This window comes from Aliivibrio sp. S3MY1 (assembly GCF_028765575.1).
Taxonomy (GTDB): domain Bacteria; phylum Pseudomonadota; class Gammaproteobacteria; order Enterobacterales; family Vibrionaceae; genus Aliivibrio.
The window spans coordinates 53,617-71,987 of sequence record NZ_JARACO010000010.1 but is presented as its reverse complement, the minus strand read 5'-3'; the positions used below and the strand labels follow the sequence as shown (position 1 = coordinate 71,987).

The 18,371-nt window shown below is 40.8% G+C and carries 14 protein-coding genes; 11 read left to right on the top strand and 3 right to left on the bottom strand.

The annotated features are described in order from the left end of the window. Positions 1 to 100: 100 nt before the first annotated feature. A complete protein-coding gene (locus PVK62_RS08720) occupies positions 101 to 1,246 on the bottom strand; it encodes a Na/Pi symporter (RefSeq protein WP_274444052.1) in 1,146 nt (381 codons plus the stop codon). Between the two features lie 401 nt (positions 1,247 to 1,647). Between PVK62_RS08720 and nhaR the strand changes: the two genes are divergently transcribed. Both nhaR and PVK62_RS08710 read left to right on the top strand, forming a co-directional pair. Then, positions 1,648 to 2,547: a transcriptional activator NhaR gene (gene nhaR / locus PVK62_RS08715; protein ID WP_274444053.1), complete on the top strand. Its 900-nt coding sequence runs from the start codon at positions 1,648 to 1,650 to the stop codon at positions 2,545 to 2,547. 50 nt (positions 2,548 to 2,597) lie between these two features. Continuing rightward, positions 2,598 to 2,897 carry an ArsR/SmtB family transcription factor gene (locus PVK62_RS08710; protein WP_274444054.1) on the top strand — a complete coding sequence of 100 codons (300 nt, stop codon included), beginning with the start codon at positions 2,598 to 2,600 and terminating at the stop codon, positions 2,895 to 2,897. Positions 2,898 to 3,025: 128 nt separating this feature from the next. Here PVK62_RS08710 and rpsT read toward each other — a convergent pair whose 3' ends face one another. Beyond that, the gene (rpsT, locus tag PVK62_RS08705) at positions 3,026 to 3,286 is read right to left on the bottom strand and encodes a 30S ribosomal protein S20 (RefSeq protein ID WP_274444055.1); all 261 of its coding nucleotides are present in this window, start codon (positions 3,284 to 3,286) and stop codon (positions 3,026 to 3,028) included. A 221-nt stretch (positions 3,287 to 3,507) separates the two neighbouring features. On the opposite strand from rpsT, the gene murJ reads away from it, so the two are divergent. From murJ to carB, 9 genes are all read left to right on the top strand, one after another. Continuing rightward, on the top strand, positions 3,508 to 5,067 hold the full coding sequence (murJ, locus tag PVK62_RS08700; RefSeq protein ID WP_274444056.1) for a murein biosynthesis integral membrane protein MurJ: 1,560 nt from the start codon (positions 3,508 to 3,510) through the stop codon (positions 5,065 to 5,067). Between the two features lie 89 nt (positions 5,068 to 5,156). Beyond that, entirely contained in the window at positions 5,157 to 6,089 is a 933-nt protein-coding gene (gene ribF / locus PVK62_RS08695) for a bifunctional riboflavin kinase/FAD synthetase (protein WP_274444057.1), read from the top strand. 36 nt (positions 6,090 to 6,125) lie between these two features. Beyond that, positions 6,126 to 8,990 carry an isoleucine--tRNA ligase gene (gene ileS / locus PVK62_RS08690; RefSeq protein WP_274444058.1) on the top strand — a complete coding sequence of 955 codons (2,865 nt, stop codon included), beginning with the start codon at positions 6,126 to 6,128 and terminating at the stop codon, positions 8,988 to 8,990. Next, complete coding sequence (gene lspA / locus PVK62_RS08685; RefSeq protein WP_274444059.1) at positions 8,990 to 9,505, top strand: signal peptidase II; 516 nt, start codon at positions 8,990 to 8,992, stop codon at positions 9,503 to 9,505. The genes ileS and lspA overlap by 1 nt, the downstream gene beginning before the upstream one ends. 83 nt (positions 9,506 to 9,588) lie before the next feature. Continuing rightward, on the top strand, positions 9,589 to 10,020 hold the full coding sequence (gene fkpB, locus PVK62_RS08680) for an FKBP-type peptidyl-prolyl cis-trans isomerase (RefSeq protein WP_274444060.1): 432 nt from the start codon (positions 9,589 to 9,591) through the stop codon (positions 10,018 to 10,020). Between the two features lie 24 nt (positions 10,021 to 10,044). Continuing rightward, positions 10,045 to 10,989, top strand: coding sequence for a 4-hydroxy-3-methylbut-2-enyl diphosphate reductase (ispH, locus tag PVK62_RS08675; protein ID WP_274444061.1), 945 nt, complete (start codon positions 10,045 to 10,047; stop codon positions 10,987 to 10,989). Between the two features lie 69 nt (positions 10,990 to 11,058). Further along, the gene (dapB, locus tag PVK62_RS08670; RefSeq protein WP_274444062.1) at positions 11,059 to 11,868 is read left to right on the top strand and encodes a 4-hydroxy-tetrahydrodipicolinate reductase; all 810 of its coding nucleotides are present in this window, start codon (positions 11,059 to 11,061) and stop codon (positions 11,866 to 11,868) included. Positions 11,869 to 12,421: 553 nt separating this feature from the next. Then, complete coding sequence (carA, locus tag PVK62_RS08665; protein ID WP_274444063.1) at positions 12,422 to 13,561, top strand: glutamine-hydrolyzing carbamoyl-phosphate synthase small subunit; 1,140 nt, start codon at positions 12,422 to 12,424, stop codon at positions 13,559 to 13,561. Positions 13,562 to 13,578: 17 nt separating this feature from the next. Beyond that, positions 13,579 to 16,809, top strand: coding sequence for a carbamoyl-phosphate synthase large subunit (gene carB / locus PVK62_RS08660; RefSeq protein WP_274444064.1), 3,231 nt, complete (start codon positions 13,579 to 13,581; stop codon positions 16,807 to 16,809). Positions 16,810 to 16,951: 142 nt separating this feature from the next. On the opposite strand, the gene dacB is transcribed toward carB, so the two are convergent. Further along, on the bottom strand, positions 16,952 to 18,358 hold the full coding sequence (gene dacB, locus PVK62_RS08655) for a serine-type D-Ala-D-Ala carboxypeptidase (protein WP_274444065.1): 1,407 nt from the start codon (positions 18,356 to 18,358) through the stop codon (positions 16,952 to 16,954). Positions 18,359 to 18,371 lie beyond the last annotated feature (13 nt).

Genomic DNA, 18,371 nt, shown 5'->3' with positions numbered 1-18,371 from the left:
ACCAATTCCAGTTCTAATATCCACTTAATTACGTTGGTATAAGACATAAAAAAGCCCCGAAGCATTTACTTCGGGGCTTTCCTTTATCTGTTTATCACTCTTAAACCGTTAGAGCTAATACGCTACCTGGTAGAATGATGAATACAAAACTTAAATATCCAGCAACAACCGCCTTGTTACGGTTAGCCATTTCTGCAATCCACTCAGCCCCTTTAATTGGTAGCTCACGTAAGAATGGCGTACCGAAGATAACTAGCGTTGCAATGACGTTGAAACATAGGTGAACCAGTGCAATTTGCAGAGCAAGAACCGCATACTCACCTGATGCTGCCGTTGCTGCTAGTAGAGCTGTCACACAAGTACCAATGTTAGCACCAAGAGTGAATGGGTAAACATCGCGAACCTTAAGTACACCAGTGCCGACAAGTGGAACCATTAAACTTGTTGTTGTCGATGATGATTGAACGAGAACCGTTACCACTGTACCTGATGCGATACCATGTAGAGGGCCACGGCCAATTGCGCTCTTAAGCAGTTCTTTTGCACGGCCAACCATTAAGCTCTTCATTAATTTACCCATAAGAGTAATAGAAATAATAAGAACGGTAATACCAAGTGCAATCATTAGTAGACCACCAGTCATGCTTCCAAAGCTAGATAGAGGCTCTTGGATCGCGCTGATCACAGGTTTCGTAATTGGTTTGATAAAATCAAAGCCTTTCATGTTCATGTCACCCGCACTTAAAAATGGAGAGACTAACCATGCTGATAATTTTTGGAAAATGCCAAACATCATTTCTAATGGTAAGAAAATCGTTACCGCTAGTAGGTTGAAAAAATCGTGAACCGTAGCACAAGCAAATGCACGTCTAAATTCATTTTTACAACGAGCGTGTCCAAGACTTACTAGGGTATTCGTAACCGTTGTACCAATGTTTGCACCCATTATCATAGGAATTGCAGTTTCAATAGGTAAACCACCAGCCACTAATCCAACAATAATAGATGTTACCGTAGAAGATGATTGGATTAACGCCGTTGCTACTAAGCCGATCATTAAGCCTGCAATAGGGTGAGCTGCAAATTCAAAAAGAACTTTTGCTTCTTCACCAACAGACCATTTAAAGCCTGTGCCAACCATTGCAACCGCTAAAAGAAGAAGGTAAAGCATAAATGCTAAGTTTGCCCAACGCAGCATGCGCGAGGTATTACTCATTGTTGCTGCAGAAATTGATTGGGTATTCATAGTAAAGCTCCGTACCGAAATAATATGTTGTCGGTTTATTTAATCTGCAGCGATAGTAGATAACGAATATTTCAGAAATATTACAGTGGAGGTAAAAACTGTAATAAATGCGTCATATTTATTTATTGTTCATTTTTTGACAATAAGTTGTCGATTAAGTAATTGAATTTAAATGTTTTTTATTGGTTATTTTAAAAAGGAATATAAAAATTTTTTTGAAACGATTTTGTTCTATATTGCGGATTAATGACACTTTTAAGAATCTGGATGCGGAAAAGTCGAGGTATTAACAGGAAATAAAAGGTTTTTACGAACTATTTGCTATTGATGTAATAAATAACGTATCTTCAGTTCTTACTGTAATAGATAAGTGTATTGATTTATAAATCATAGGATTCAAGATGTCTCATTTAAACTATAACCATTTGTACTATTTTTGGATGGTATGCAAACAAGGGTCAGTAACGAAAGCAGCAGAAGCTCTATTTCTTACACCTCAAACGGTGACAGGCCAAATTAAAGCACTAGAAGAGCGAGTTGATGGAAAGTTAACAAAGCGTAATGGACGTAACGTAGAGCCGACCGAGCTAGGACAGTTAATTTATAAGTATGCTGATCGTATGTTTGGTCTAAGTTATGAAATGCTGGATATCGTTAACTACAGTCAGCAATCTAATGTGCTATTTGATGTTGGGGTTGCTGATTCCTTATCCAAGCGCTTAGTTAGTAAAGTTCTTTCAACTACAGTACCTGAAGATGCCTCTATCCACCTTCGTTGTTTTGAATCCACTCACGAATTGTTACTCGAACAATTATCTCAGCATAAATTAGATATGATCTTGTCTGATTGCCCTGTTGATTCAAGCCAAAACTCAGGCTTGTTTAGTAAGAAGTTGGGGGAGTGTAATATGAGTTTTTTTTGTTCTAAAGAGATGACAGGTTTTAGTTTTCCTGAAGTATTAGAACAAAAGAAATTATTGATCCCTGGTAGTCGAACCTCAATGGGCAGAAAAGTGATTCAATGGTGTGATCAGCAAGGCATTAAACCAAATATACTGGGAGAGTTTGATGATGTTGCGCTAATGAAGGCGTTTGCTCGTGAAAATAATGCGGTATTTTTAGCTCCAACTGTATATATCAAAGAAGCGGATTCTGATCTTTCATTGCATAGAATTGCGGATGTAAGCGACTTAAAAGAAGAGTATTACGTTATTTTTGCAGAGAGGATGATCCAACACCCGGCAGTAAAGAGTATCTGTAGCGCTGATTTCTCACATTTATTTGATTTTCATTTGCAATAATAAAGCTGATTAAGCTAAATTAGATAGAGCTAAATTAGAGGTCTAAAGTTATGAACTTACAAATGATGGAAGAAAATGCACCTCAAGCGGTAGCATTACTAAAAGCGATGGCGAATGAGCGTCGTTTATTTGTTCTATGTTTGTTACTTGAAGGGGAATTATCGGTAGGTCAAATTGCTGAAAAATTAGAATTGAGCCAATCAGCACTATCACAACATCTAGGTTGGTTACGTAAAGATGAATTAGTGTCGACGAGAAAAGAGTCTCAAACTGTTTTTTACTCTCTTAATAGTGAAGAAGTAAAATCAGTGATTCAATTATTGCATGATCTTTATTGCCCAAAGAATTAAAAGATAAAAGATAAAAGATAAAAGATAAAAGATAGAGAGGTTAATACTTCTCTTTTATCAAATTTCAGACATAAAAAAACCGACCTAAGTCGGTTTTTTCTTATTTCTAACTGAGAATCAAATTTCTATTAAAGAGCTTTGATTGCAGCAGTGAAACGCGCTTTATGACGTGCAGCTTTATTCTTATGAATAAGGCCTTTAGTCGCCATGCGGTCTAGAAGAGGAACAGCTGTTGCTAATGCAGCAGTTGCAGCTTCTTTATCACCAGCTTCAATAGCTGCGATAGTTTTTTTCATGTAAGTGCGCATCATTGAACGACGGCTAGCGTTGTGCTGGCGACGTCTTTCAGCTTGAGTTGCGCGCTTCTTAGCAGATTTACTATTTGCCAAGGGTCTAACTCCCAAAAACGTAGTTCGGTGACAATTTAAGGTCGGGAAATATGCACCCATTGAACCCAAATGTCAAATGATTTGTGTAAAAACCAAGCTGTCTCAAACAAAAGTTTGATGAGAATGGCAAAACACGGTTAAGATGGCGTGCATTCTAACAGCATTTTTTCCAGTTAGTAAGCTATTTATGGTCATCATTACCATCTTTGTGAGGTTTTTTTGTGAGTAAACGACTTTTACGTTCTGGCTTAATCGTCAGCATCATGACTTTAGTGTCTCGAGTACTCGGTTTAGTCCGTGATGTAGTAGTAGCAAATTTAATGGGCGCGGGGGCATCTGCGGATGTTTTTTTCTTTGCGAATAAAATTCCCAATTTTTTACGTCGCTTATTTGCAGAAGGGGCTTTTTCGCAAGCCTTTGTGCCTGTACTGACTGAATATCATGCCAGCGGAGATGATAATAAAACCCGAGAATTAATAGCTAAAGCATCAGGCACGCTCGGGGTGCTAGTTACTATAGTGACTTTCTTTGGCATTATTGGTTCGGGGGTTGTGACTGCGCTGTTTGGAGCCGGTTGGTTTATGGACTGGCTTAATGATGGTCCTAATGCACCTAAATTCGAGCTTGCTAGCTTTTTATTAAAAATTACCTTCCCTTATTTATGGTTTATCACCTTTGTTGCGCTCTCAGGTGCCATTTTAAATACATTAGGTAAGTTTGCTGTTTCTTCTTTTACACCTGTTTTTTTAAATATTGCCATTATTGCTTGTGCGTATTTTGTTTCACCGAATTTAGAACAACCAGAGATCGGCTTAGCGATTGGTGTGTTCCTTGGTGGTTTAATTCAATTTTTATTTCAACTGCCATTTCTTTATAAAGCGAAAATGCTCGTTCGCCCTAAGTGGGGTTGGAATGATCCCGGAGTGACAAAAATCAGAACATTAATGATCCCTGCACTATTTGGTGTCTCTGTAAGTCAGATTAACCTATTGTTTGATACTTTTATTGCAAGTTTCCTAGCCACCGGCTCGATCAGTTGGCTCTACTATTCTGATCGTTTGTTGGAGTTCCCACTTGGTTTATTTGGGATTGCCATTGCGACCGTAATTTTACCTGCGCTTTCACGTCAACATGTCGATGCAAAAGGAACTGGATTTTCACAAACAATGGATTGGGGGGTGAGAATGGTGATCTTGCTTGGGATCCCCGCAATGCTTGGTTTGATGGTATTAGCAAAACCAATGTTGATGGTGCTATTCATGCGTGGTGAGTTTTCTCCACACGATGTAAATCAAGCTTCTCTTTCTTTACTTGCATACGCATCTGGTTTGCTTAACTTTATGTTAATCAAGGTATTAGCTCCAGGTTATTACGCTCGACAAGATACTAAAACCCCGGTTCGTTACGGTATTATCGCGATGATCACCAACATGTTTTTTAATGCTATTTTTGCGTATTTCTATGGTTATGTCGGGCTAGCAATGGCGACCGCGCTATCTGCTTTGGTCAATATGGCGTTACTTTACCGTGGCCTTCACTTAGCCAATGTGTATAAGGTATCAAAGGAGACGCTGGTTTATATTGGCAAGTTAATCGTTTCTGGCGGCGTAATGGTCACTGTATTAGTTTGGTTTATGCCATCAATTAGCGTATGGCTAGAATGGGATCTAATGAAGCGAATGATCATGCTGATTGGCTTCATCGGCCTAGGTGCATTGAGTTATTTGATAACCGCGGTACTCTTCGGTTTACGCCTTCGTCATTTACGAGTCTCGGTCTAAAGTAAGAATTACGTTGTTCAGTGGTTTGGTTGGACACATTAGTATATAATTCGTCAGTTTTTTTAATCAAATAACTTGATATTGAGATAATGGAATTAATCCGAGGCATTCATAATATTACGCCTGACCATAACGGTTGCGTAATGACTATTGGTAATTTTGATGGTGTTCATTTAGGACATCAACAAGTATTACAACAAGTTAAGGCTAAAGCTAAGCAATTAGGTTTACCTTCTGTTGTGATGACATTTGATCCACAACCAATGGAATTTTTTGCTAAAGAGAAAGCACCTGCTCGATTGACTCGTTTACGAGATAAGTTTGTTCAGCTTGATAAATTGAATATAGAGCGATTGCTTTGTATTAATTTTAATCATAAATTTGCACAGCAAACGGCAGATGAATTCGTTGAGCACTTGTTGGTTAAGCTATTGGGTGTTAAGTTTCTGGTTGTTGGTGATGATTTTTGTTTTGGACAACATCGCCAAGGTAACTTTGAAATGCTACAAAAAGCAGGTAAAAAATACGGCTTTGAAGTAGTGAATACACAAAGCTTTTGTCTGCAACAACAACGAGTCAGCAGTACCGCTATTCGTAATGCACTTGCGGAAGACCGATTAAAAGATGTCGCCACGATGTTAGGGCGAAATTATAGTATTACAGGCCGTGTTTCACATGGTCGAAAATTAGGGAGAACGATAGGTTTTCCCACTGCGAATATCCCATTAAAACGTTGTGTTTCCCCTGTGTCTGGCGTTTATGTTGTTCAAGCCAAAGACAGTAGTGGTAAACAATTAGGTGGTGTCGCCAATATAGGCAACCGTCCAACGATAAATGGTGTTCGTCAACAGCTGGAAGTTCACTTCTTCGATTACAAAGGCAATTTATATGGCCAGCAATTGGATGTGGAGTTACTTTGTAAGTTGCGTGATGAGCATAAATTTGAGTCATTTGACGCATTAAAACAACAAATAGAATTAGATTCTCAGGCAGCACGGGTGTGGCTGTCTGAAAACAGATAACATTTCATTTCGCCCAAGTAACGGAATTAAGAATCAATGAGTGACTATAAAGATACCTTGAACCTGCCAGAAACAGGATTCCCAATGCGTGGTAACCTGGCTAATCGTGAGCCAGAAATGCTGAAGCGTTGGTATGATGAAGATCTTTACGGTGAAATCCGTAAAGCAAAAAAAGGTAAGAAATCGTTCGTATTACACGACGGTCCTCCTTATGCAAATGGTGACATCCATATTGGTCACGCATTAAACAAGATTCTTAAAGACATTATTATTAAGTCAAAGACACTTTCTGGCTTTGATGCGCCGTACATTCCTGGTTGGGATTGTCACGGTCTACCAATTGAATTAATGGTAGAAAAGAAAAAAGGCAAACCGGGTCAAAAAATCTCTGCGGCTGAATTCCGTGAAGAGTGTCGTAAATATGCGGCAGGCCAAGTTGAAGGCCAAAAAGAAAGTTTTAAGCGTTTAGGTATCATGGGCGAGTGGGACAAACCATACCGCACTATGGATTTTGGTACTGAAGCAAACATTATCCGTTCACTGGGTAAAATTGCCGACCAAGGTCATCTACTTAAAGGTTTCAAACCTGTTCACTGGTGTACAGATTGTGGTTCAGCACTTGCTGAAGCTGAAGTTGAATACCAAGATAAAGTATCCCCATCTATTGATGTGCGTTTTATTGCAGCAGACGAAGCGGCAACATTAGCAAAATTCAGCACGCCTGAAGGTCATCAAGGTGAAGGTGAACTATCGGTTGTTATCTGGACAACGACACCTTGGACTCTGCCTGCTAACCGTGCTGTAGCGTTACATGCTGATCTTGAATACGTATTGGTTCAAGTTGAAGCACATGGTGAGCAAAAAGCACAACGTCTAATTCTTGCGTCTGAGTTAGCTAAATCTGTAATGGATCGTGCTGGTATCGAGCACTTCCATAACCTAGGTTTTGCGAAAGGGTCTGATTTAGAGCTTCTGCAATTCAATCACCCATTCTATGGCTTTACGGTTCCGGCTATTTTAGGCGAGCACGTAACGACAGATTCAGGTACAGGTATCGTTCATACTGCTCCTGGTCACGGTCAAGAAGATTTCGTGGTTGGTAAGAAATACGATCTAGAAATTGCAAACCCAGTAGGTTCAAACGGTGTATACCTTCCTGATACTGAACTGTTTGCTGGTCAACACGTATTCAAAGCGAACGATTCAGTTCTTGAAGTGTTAAAAGAGAAAGGTGCATTACTGCATCACCACGCGTACGAGCACAGCTACCCACATTGCTGGAGACACAAAACGCCAATTATCTTCCGTGCAACACCGCAATGGTTCATCTCAATGGATCAAGCGGGTCTTCGTGCAAAAGCATTAGAAGAAGTGAAGAGTGTTGAGTGGATGCCAGAGTGGGGTCAAAACCGCATCGAAGGTATGATCGAAGGCCGTCCTGAGTGGTGTATCTCTCGTCAACGTACTTGGGGTGTGCCAATCGCTCTATTCGTTCACAAAGAAACGTCTGAACTGCACCCTAATTCACTAGAGCTAATTGAAAAAGTAGCTAAACTAGTTGAAGAGAAAGGTATTCAAGCATGGTGGGATGTAGATGCTGCTGAGCTTATGGGTGAAGATGACGCGGCTAAATACGAAAAAGTATTAGATACATTAGACGTATGGTTTGACTCAGGTGTTACTCACTTCTCGGTCGTTGATTCTCGTGAAGAGTATGACTTCCCAGAAGAAAAAGAAGAAAGAACACACAGTGCTGACCTTTACTTAGAAGGCTCAGATCAACACCGTGGTTGGTTCCAATCATCACTGATCTCTTCTGTTGCGATGAAAGGTAAAGCACCTTACCGCCAAGTACTAACACACGGTTTCGTGGTTGATGGTAATGGCCGTAAGATGTCTAAATCTATCGGTAACGTAGTTGCACCAAAAGACGTAACGAACAAACTAGGTGCAGATATTCTTCGTCTATGGGTTGCTTCAACGGATTACACTAACGAAGTTGCGGTTTCTGATGAAATCCTAAAACGTTCAGCTGACGCATACCGCCGTATTCGTAACACCGCACGTTTCTTCTTAGCGAACCTAAACGGCTTTAACCCAGAAACAGACATCGTTCCTGCTGAAGAAATGGTTGCTCTGGATCGCTGGGCTGTTGGTCGTGCATTTGCTGCACAAGAAGAGATCATCAAGTCTTTTGATGAATACAATCTTCATGAAGTAACTCAACGTTTGATGCACTTCTGTTCAATCGAAATGGGTTCTTTCTACCTAGACGTAATTAAAGACCGTCAATACACAGCGAAGCAAAGTGGTCACGCTCAACGTAGCTGTCAAACTGCGCTTTACTACATTGTAGAAGCTCTTGTTCGTTGGATGGCCCCAATCATGTCATTCACTGCAGATGAGATCTGGAATGAAATGCCTGGTGAGCGCGAGAAATTCGTATTCACAGGTGAGTGGTATCAAGGCCTGTTTGATCTTGCTGAAGGCGAAGAGTTTAATAATGAATTCTGGGCTGAAATCCAATCAGTTCGTGCATCAGTAAACAAACTTTTAGAAACTGCTCGTAGTGAGAAAGTTATCGGTGGTTCACTTCAAGCTGAAGTCACGCTATACGCAGACGATGCACTAGCGGCTAAAATTAACAAACTTGAAGATGAGCTACGTTTTGTTCTTCTAACATCAAGTGCGACAGTGAAACCACTAAGCGAAAAAACAGAATCAGCAAAAGCAACAGAACTAGAAGGTCTGTTTGTCGATGTTGCCGCTTCTGAAGCTGCGAAGTGTGAGCGTTGTTGGCACCATGTTGCAGATGTAGGTACTATTGAAGGTCACGAAGAAGTATGTGGTCGTTGTGTATCTAACGTTAGCGGCGAAGGCGAAGAGCGTAAATTTGCATAATGACTAGCGATAATAAGACATTACCGCTGCTTAAAGAATCAGGACTTCGCTGGCTATGGCTGGCGGGGATCATCTTTATGGCAGACATCAGCATCAAATTATTTGTGATGAAAGAGATGGGTTATGGTTGGGCAAACCGCATTGAGGTATTGCCATTCTTTAATTTTCTTTATGTTCATAACTATGGTGCTGCATTTAGCTTTTTAAGTGATCAAGCAGGTTGGCAGCGTTGGTTCTTTACTGGCATTGCTGTTGCCGTGTGTAGTTTATTAGGTTATTGGATGCGTAAAGCACCGCAAACTGACAAACTGAATAATGTGGCTTATGCACTGATTATTGGTGGTGCGATTGGTAATGTGTTTGATCGTTTAGTACATGGTTTTGTCGTGGATTATCTTGATTTTTATTGGGGTAATTATCACTGGCCAGCTTTCAATTTAGCTGATGCTGCAATTTGTATTGGTGCGGGACTTATCATTCTAGATGGTTTTCGTACTAGCAAAAAAGCACAGTAAATAAAAAGAAAGTAAATTAACGCTGCCCGAGAACTCGAGGTGGCGTTTTTTTTAAATACGATATAAAAATCTAGGGAAAGAAAATGTCAAAAATTGAAAGCAATAGTGAAGTCACTCTACATTTTACAATAAAACTAAAAGATGGTTCAGTTGCAGACAGTACACATACTGGAGGAAAAGCGGCAAAATTCACCATGGGTGATGGCAGCATTAGTGATAACTTTGAGAGGTGTTTATTAGGTTTAGAAGCCGAGCAATCAAAAAGTATTGAGCTTGGCGCAGAAGATGCTTTTGGTTTGCCTAACCCTGATAACATTCATCATATGGACAAAAGTCGCTTTGTTGGTGATGCCGCTGCTGAAGTGGGTACCATTATGGCATTCAGTGGTCCTGATGGCGTCGATATTCCAGGAATTATTACCAAGATTGCAGGCGATTCAGTAACGGTTGATTTTAATCACCCATTAGCGGGTCAAGATGTTATCTTTGACGTAGAAATTGTAGCGGTTGGTTAAACCAACACTAAATAGAGATAAAAAATGAAAATAGTATTAGCGAACCCTCGTGGATTTTGTGCTGGTGTCGATCGTGCCATTAGCATTGTTGAACGAGCTCTTGAATTGTATGAAGCCCCTATTTATGTGCGTAATGAAGTGGTACATAACCGCTTTGTTGTTGAGGGTTTAAAACAGCGTGGTGCTATTTTTATTAAAGAACTAGATGAAGTACCTGACGATAATATTGTTATTTTTTCAGCTCATGGTGTCTCTCAAGCGGTACGTAAAGAGGCAAAAGATCGTGAATTAACGGTGTTTGATGCAACTTGTCCATTAGTAACAAAAGTTCATATGGAAGTCGCTCGTGCTAGTAAGAAGAATATTGAAGTCGTATTGATTGGGCATGCTGGCCATCCTGAGGTTGAAGGTACGATGGGGCAATATACGAGTGAAACGGGTGGAATGTATTTAGTTGAAACACCAGCGGATGTTGAAACGCTGAGTGTTCGTGATGAAAGCAACCTGCATTACGTAAGTCAAACAACACTGTCAGTTGATGAAACAGCAGACGTCATTGATGAACTTCGCCGTGTATTCCCTGAGATTCAAGGCCCACGCAAAGATGATATTTGTTATGCAACACAAAATCGTCAAGATGCGGTGCGAGATATGGCCAACCAAGTCGATATTATGATAGTCGTAGGCTCTAAAAATTCATCGAACTCAAATAGACTTCGTGAATTATCAGAAAAATTAGGCACAACCAGTTATTTGATAGATAGCCCTGAAGATTTAAAAGAAGAATGGTTAACAGAGAAAGCTAAAATTGGCGTCACCGCGGGTGCATCTGCTCCTGAAGAGCTTGTTAATCAGATTATAGAGAAAGTAAAAGCACTTGGTGGCACGACGGTTGATGAATTAGCGGGACGTGAAGAAAACATGTTCTTTGAAGTACCAAAAGAATTACAAATAAAAACGGTGTCTTAGAACTTCATATAGTCGAACTAAAAAAATTAAGATAGAGTGCAAGGATAAGCATTTAAAGGAGCAAGAAAAATGGTAAGAGTAGCAATTGCTGGCGCAGCAGGAAGAATGGGCCGTAACCTAATTAAAGCAGTCAATGGCTCTCAGTTTGCTGTACTTGCGGCCGCAAGTGAGCATCCAGAATCAAGCTTAATCGGGGTTGATGTTGGTGAGATGGCTGGATTAGGAAAATCGGGCCTTACCATTGTTGATGATTTAGCAAAAGTCGTTGATGATTTTGATGTGATTATTGATTTTACTCTTCCTATTTCGACGCTTAAAAATATCGAATTGTGCCAAGAGCATAAAAAAGCGATTGTCATTGGTACAACAGGCTTTAGTGAACCAGGCAAGGCGCTTATTGATCAAGCTTCAAAAGATATCCCTATGGTTATGGCTCCTAACTACAGTGTTGGTGTTAACCTTGTCTTTAAGCTGTTAGAAAAGGCAGCAAAAGTGATGGGTGATTATTGTGATATCGAGATTGTAGAAGCGCATCACCGTTATAAAGTAGACGCGCCTTCAGGTACTGCTATTGGTATGGGGGAAGCGATAGCAGGTGCAATGGGAAATAAGCTTGATGATGTTGCCGTATATAGTCGTGAGGGCATTACCGGTGAGCGAACTAAAGATGAAATTGGTTTTGCTACCATTCGTGCGGGTGATATTGTCGGAGAGCATACCGCTATGTTTGCAGACATTGGTGAGCGTGTCGAAATTACCCATAAAGCAACGGATAGAATGACGTTTGCGAATGGTGCAGTAAGAGCTTCCCATTGGCTTCATCAGAAGTCTCCTGGTTTTTATACCATGCATGATGTATTAGAGTTGGATCAACTATAATAGTTATATTAAGCCCGAATCGTTATTGATTCGGGCTTTTTTTTAATGGTAATACTGCAGTGATCTGTTAATCATGCTTTATGCACTAATGGTGAGCTGTATAAAAGGGTGATGCTATTTGATGCTATTGCTTTTCTTTTATGGAAAGACACATATTCATTAAGTTTATGGCTTATTTTATTGGTTAAGGCCATTTTTTTATATAGGGTCTCTATTTTTTATTGTTAACTTGATGTTTTAACGTTTGCTATATTTCGAACAGTAATTTCTTATCGTGAAAAAAGATTGAATGTGCGAAAAATCATTTCAAGGGTAAATAACCATCAAATTGGATGGTTAAAGTGATTGTTTTGCTATTGAAATGACTGTTTTGTAGTGAGTTGCCTAAAAAAATCATTTTAATATGGTTTTTTTGTTGACAGGAATCCCATAGATCTCTAGACTTTCGCCAATTTATCAAAATTCGTACTTGAAGTTAGAGTTTTGGGTCTAAAAAAGCAGTTTTGAATTAATATTTGTAAAAACTGAATGTTTATTATGTCTGGAGGTTGTCTTGAGTAAATCAGCGCTGTTAGTCCTAGAAGATGGGACAGTGTTCCGCGGTCAATCGATTGGAGCAGATGGCTCGGCCGTTGGTGAAGTCGTTTTTAATACCTCGATGACGGGGTACCAAGAAATTCTTACTGATCCTTCCTATTCCCAACAAATCGTTACTCTTACTTATCCTCACATTGGCAATACCGGAATCAATTCCGAAGATGAAGAATCTTCTTCTATCCACGCTCAAGGCCTTGTGATTCGCGATCTTCCTCTTCTAGCTTCAAATTTCCGCAGTGAACAAACTCTTTCTGAATATCTTAAATCTCAAAACATTGTAGGCATTGCTGATATCGATACGCGTAAGCTAACTCGAATTTTGCGTGAAAAAGGTGCTCAAAACGGGTGTATTGTCGCGGGCAATAACCTTGATGAAGCGTTTGCACTTGTGCAAGCAAAAGAGTTCCCAGGCCTTAAGGGAATGGATTTAGCGAAAGAAGTAACAACGTCTGAAACTTACCAATGGAAGCAAGGTTCTTGGACATTGACTGGTGGTCTGCCAGAAGAAAAAGCGGACAGTGAATTGCCATTTCACGTTGTAGCTTACGATTTCGGTGCTAAACGTAACATCCTACGTATGTTAGTAGACCGCGGTTGTCGCCTAACGGTGGTTCCAGCACAAACTTCAGCGGAAGAAGTGTTAGCAATGAATCCAGATGGCGTATTCCTATCAAATGGTCCTGGTGATCCTGCGCCATGTACTTACGCAATTGAAGCAACGAAAGTGTTTTTAGAAAAAGGGCTTCCAATCTTTGGTATCTGTCTTGGTCACCAAATTCTTGCTTTAGCATCAGGCGCTCAAACCGTAAAAATGAAGTTTGGTCACCATGGTGCAAACCACCCTGTTAAAGATTTGGATCGTGATGTCGTTATGATCACTGCACAGAACCATGGTTTTGCGGCAGATGAACAAACACTTCCAGAAAATTTACGTGCAACACACAAATCATTGTTTGATGGCACTCTGCAAGGCATTCATCGTACAGATAAGCCTGCATTTAGCTTCCAAGGTCACCCTGAAGCAAGCCCAGGTCCACATGATGCAGCGCCATTATTTGACCATTTCATTGAATTGATTCAGCAGCATAAAGCTTAATTCGGAGTAGTAATAAGATGCCAAAACGTACTGATATTAAAAGCGTTCTAATTCTAGGTGCAGGCCCAATCGTAATCGGCCAAGCATGTGAATTTGACTACTCTGGTGCACAAGCGTGTAAAGCACTTCGTGAAGAAGGTTACCGCGTAATCCTTGTAAACTCTAACCCTGCAACCATCATGACTGACCCAGACATGGCTGATGCAACGTACATTGAACCTATCCATTGGGAAGTGGTTCGTAACATCATCGAAAAAGAGCGTCCAGATGCAGTTCTACCTACCATGGGTGGTCAAACAGCATTGAACTGTGCGCTTGATTTAGAAAAGCACGGCGTGCTTGCTGAGTTCGGTGTTGAGATGATTGGTGCAACGGCTGATGCAATTGATAAAGCAGAAGACCGTTCACGTTTCGATAAAGCAATGAAGTCAATTGGTCTTGAGTGTCCAACGGCTGATACGGCAAAAACAATGGAAGAAGCTTACAAAGTACTAGAGATGGTAGGCTTCCCTTGTATCATTCGTCCATCATTTACAATGGGTGGAACAGGCGGTGGTATCGCTTATAACAAAGAAGAGTTTGAAGAAATTTGTCGTCGTGGTTTGGACCTATCTCCAACCAATGAGCTTCTAATTGATGAATCATTAATCGGTTGGAAAGAGTATGAGATGGAAGTGGTTCGCGATAAGAACGACAACTGTATCATCGTATGTGCGATTGAAAACTTTGATGCAATGGGCATTCATACGGGTGACTCTATCACGGTAGCTCCAGCTCAAACGCTAACAGATAAAGAATACCAATTAATGCGTAATGCTTCTTTAGCAGTATTGCGTGAGATTGGTGTTGAAACGGGGGGGTCAAACGTACAGTTTGGTATTAACCCGAAAGATGGCCGTATGGTTATCATCGAGATGAACCCACGTGTATCACGTTCTTCTGCGCTTGCATCTAAAGCGACGGGTTTCCCTATTGCTAAAATTGCAGCGAAACTTGCGATTGGTTATACACTTGATGAGTTAATGAATGACATTACCGGTGGCGCAACACCAGCATCATTCGAACCAACAATTGATTACGTTGTTACTAAGATCCCTCGTTTTAACTTCGAAAAATTCGCAGGGGCAAATGATCGTCTAACAACACAGATGAAATCAGTTGGTGAAGTTATGGCTATCGGCCGTAATCAACAAGAATCACTACAAAAAGCACTTCGTGGCCTAGAAGTTGGCGCGGATGGTTTTGATGAAATGGTTGATCTTGATGCACCAGATGCATTAACTAAGATCCGTCACGAATTAAAAGACGCAGGTGCAGAGCGTATCTGGTACATCGCCGATGCATTCCGTGCCGGTATGTCAGTCGATGGCGTATTTAACTTAACAAACGTTGACCGTTGGTTCTTAGTTCAAATCGAAGATTTAGTAAAAGAAGAAGAAGCAGTTAAAGCGGGCGGTTTCGCTAGCTTAACAGCGGATAGCCTTCGTAAACTTAAGCGTAAAGGTTTTGCTGATGCGCGTTTATCTAAATTATTAGGTGTTGCAGAAAGCGAGATCCGTCGCTTACGTGACCAGCATGATATTCACCCTGTTTATAAGCGTGTAGATACCTGTGCGGCTGAATTCTCTTCAGATACAGCTTACATGTACTCATCTTACGATGAAGAGTGTGAAGCAAACCCAACAGATAAAGATAAGATCATGATCTTAGGCGGCGGTCCAAACCGTATCGGCCAAGGTATTGAGTTTGATTACTGTTGTGTACACGCATCGTTAGCACTTCGTGAAGATGGCTACGAAACTATCATGGTTAACTGTAACCCTGAGACGGTTTCTACTGATTACGATACGTCTGACCGTCTATACTTTGAACCAGTAACTCTGGAAGATGTACTAGCTATTGTTCGTATTGAAAAACCAAAGGGCGTTATTGTTCAGTACGGTGGTCAAACACCACTTAAACTGGCTCGTGCTCTTGAAGCGGCTGGCGTTCCAATTATTGGTACAAGCCCAGACGCTATCGACCGTGCAGAAGACCGTGAGCGTTTCCAAGTTGCGGTAGACCGTCTAGGCCTTCTACAGCCAGAAAACGCAACCGTAACGACAATGGAACAAGCAATTGAGAAATCTCGCGAAATAGGCTTCCCATTAGTTGTTCGTCCTTCTTATGTGCTTGGTGGTCGTGCGATGGAAATCGTATACGATGAGCAAGACTTACGTCGCTACTTCAACGAAGCAGTCAGCGTTTCAAATGAATCGCCAGTACTTCTTGATAGCTTCCTAGATGATGCAATCGAAGTTGATGTAGATGCAATCTGTGACGGTGAGCAAGTGGTTATCGCTGGTATCATGGAACACATCGAACAAGCGGGTGTTCACTCAGGTGACTCAGCGTGTTCTCTTCCTGCTTATACGTTAAGCGAAGAAATCCAAGATGTGATGCGTGATCAAGTACGTAAGCTAGCATTCGAGCTAGGTGTTCGTGGCTTAATGAATACACAGTTTGCGGTTAAAGATAACAAAGTTTACTTAATTGAAGTTAACCCTCGTGCTGCACGTACGGTTCCATTCGTATCTAAAGCGACAGGTGCGCCAGTTGCTAAGATTGCTGCACGTGTAATGGCGGGTCAATCTCTTGAGTCTCAAGGCTTTACAAAAGAGATTATCCCACCTTACTTCTCGGTTAAAGAAGTGGTATTACCGTTCAACAAGTTTCCTGGTGTTGACCCACTGTTAGGTCCTGAAATGCGCTCAACTGGTGAAGTTATGGGGGTTGGTGCAACGTTTGCTGAAGCATTTGCAAAAGCAGAATTAGGTTGTAGCAAAGAGTACCCAGAAGGCGGTCGAGCATTACTTTCTGTTCGTGAAGGCGATAAGAAACGTGTTGTAGATTTAGCAAAACATCTTGTGAAATTAGGTTACCAACTGGATGCAACTCACGGTACTGCAGTTATTCTTGGCGAAGCGGGCATTAACCCTCGTCTAGTAAACAAGGTACACGAAGGTCGTCCTCATATTCTTGACCGTATCAAGAATGGTGAATACACCTACATCGTAAATACGGCATCTGGTCGTCAAGCGATTGAAGATTCAAAACTTCTTCGCCGTGGGGCACTTGCAGCGAAAGTGAACTATACAACAACGCTAAATGCAGCATTTGCTAGTTGTTTAGCGCATGAAGCTGATGACCGTAACACGGTTAACTCGGTTCAAGAGCTACACGCTAAAGTAGCCGCTAAATACGCTTAATTGCGAAACTGGCTAAGTAACCATATTAGTTAAGTTACAATATTAGCTAAGTAATAAAAATCCCGAAGAATGAGAGTTCTTCGGGATTTTTTCATTTCTCTTCTCTAGTAAATCTAATGTAGTCAATTAGAGACATAAAACCCTAATCTTTTGAGAGTTCAATTAATTCTTGGTAAAAGCTTTTCTCAAAGGCATCAATAGAGCGTTCAACCGATATTGCTCCTTTCTTTGCTGCGACAGGGTGGTAATCTGCAACAAATTGAACAAACAGTAGAGGCTCTTTGTTTTCTAAGCCTACAAATCCCGCCATATTATAGCTACCAAATAACGAACCACTTTTAGATTTCATTCCGCCTTTAATTGGCTCTTTACGCATGCTGTTACGATATTTTAGTGTGCCATCAATGCCTGATGTCGGTAATAGGTCGATCAGCCCTAATTCTTTATCGTATTTATAGAGATACTGCAGGATTGATTTCATTTGATTTGCAGTCATTCGGTTATTACGAGATAAGCCTGAGCCATCAACCAGTACTGCATTGCTCAAATCAATATTCGCTTGTTTTAATAAAATATCTTTAATTGCTGCGGTGCCATTGGTGAAGCTACCTGCTTGTTGGTAATTCAAATGACCTAGCATCTTGGTTAAGTTATCAGCGTAATGGTTATCAGACTTTTTAAGCATATGATCCAACAATTCCATTAATGGCTTTGAGCTGTGCATAGCTAATTTATTATCAGTAATAGGAGGGGTTTCTGGTTTTCCAAAACGCACCTCACCATTAAGTTTAATATTGTGTTCATTTAAAATCTTAAGCACCGTTTGCTCGGTAAAATCTTGTGTGTCTTGCACTGCAAACTTTAGAGGAAGCGGTTTGTTACGATTAACCAAGCAGCCATTTAGCTCATAATGGTTACCTTGAGTGGTTAGTTCTAGATCGCAGAAGGTCGACTCTTGTTCTTCTCTGCTCACACTTTTAGCGTAGCTAGAAAAAGAGATAGGTTGATGAATAGGAACAAAGACTCTGGTACTTCCATCATCATGAGTGGTGATAGATGCTTGTACACAGTTCTCATCAATACTTAATGCACTCGATGGAGCGCTATAACATACGCCTAGAATATCCCATGGCCAACCTATTGCTCGCTCATAACCTGTAAAAATGGAGCCATCGATCCATAAATCACCTTGAATAGTGTTGATATCACTTTCATCAAATAGAGAAGAGAGCTGCTCGCGTGAAAGAGAGGGATCACCAGTGAAAGTCAGCACGATATCTTTATCGGCTTTATATAGAGAGGTTGTAAAGGTGAAGTCTTTACCAAGCGCGAGTCTAGCTGCTAATGCGGTGGCAATTTTTAAGGTACTCGCAGGGGGCAGGAGTTCATCTTGCTTTTGTTGAAATTCAATATCCTGTGAAGATATCTCTTCAACGACAATGGCAGTTCGACTTCCTGCAGGCAGAATATTAAGCGTGTGTTGAATGCTAGCAGAGCTTGAGCATGAGAATAGGGCAAGGCCCAATAGAGTAAAACGAGAAAAAGACATGAGGCTCTCAATA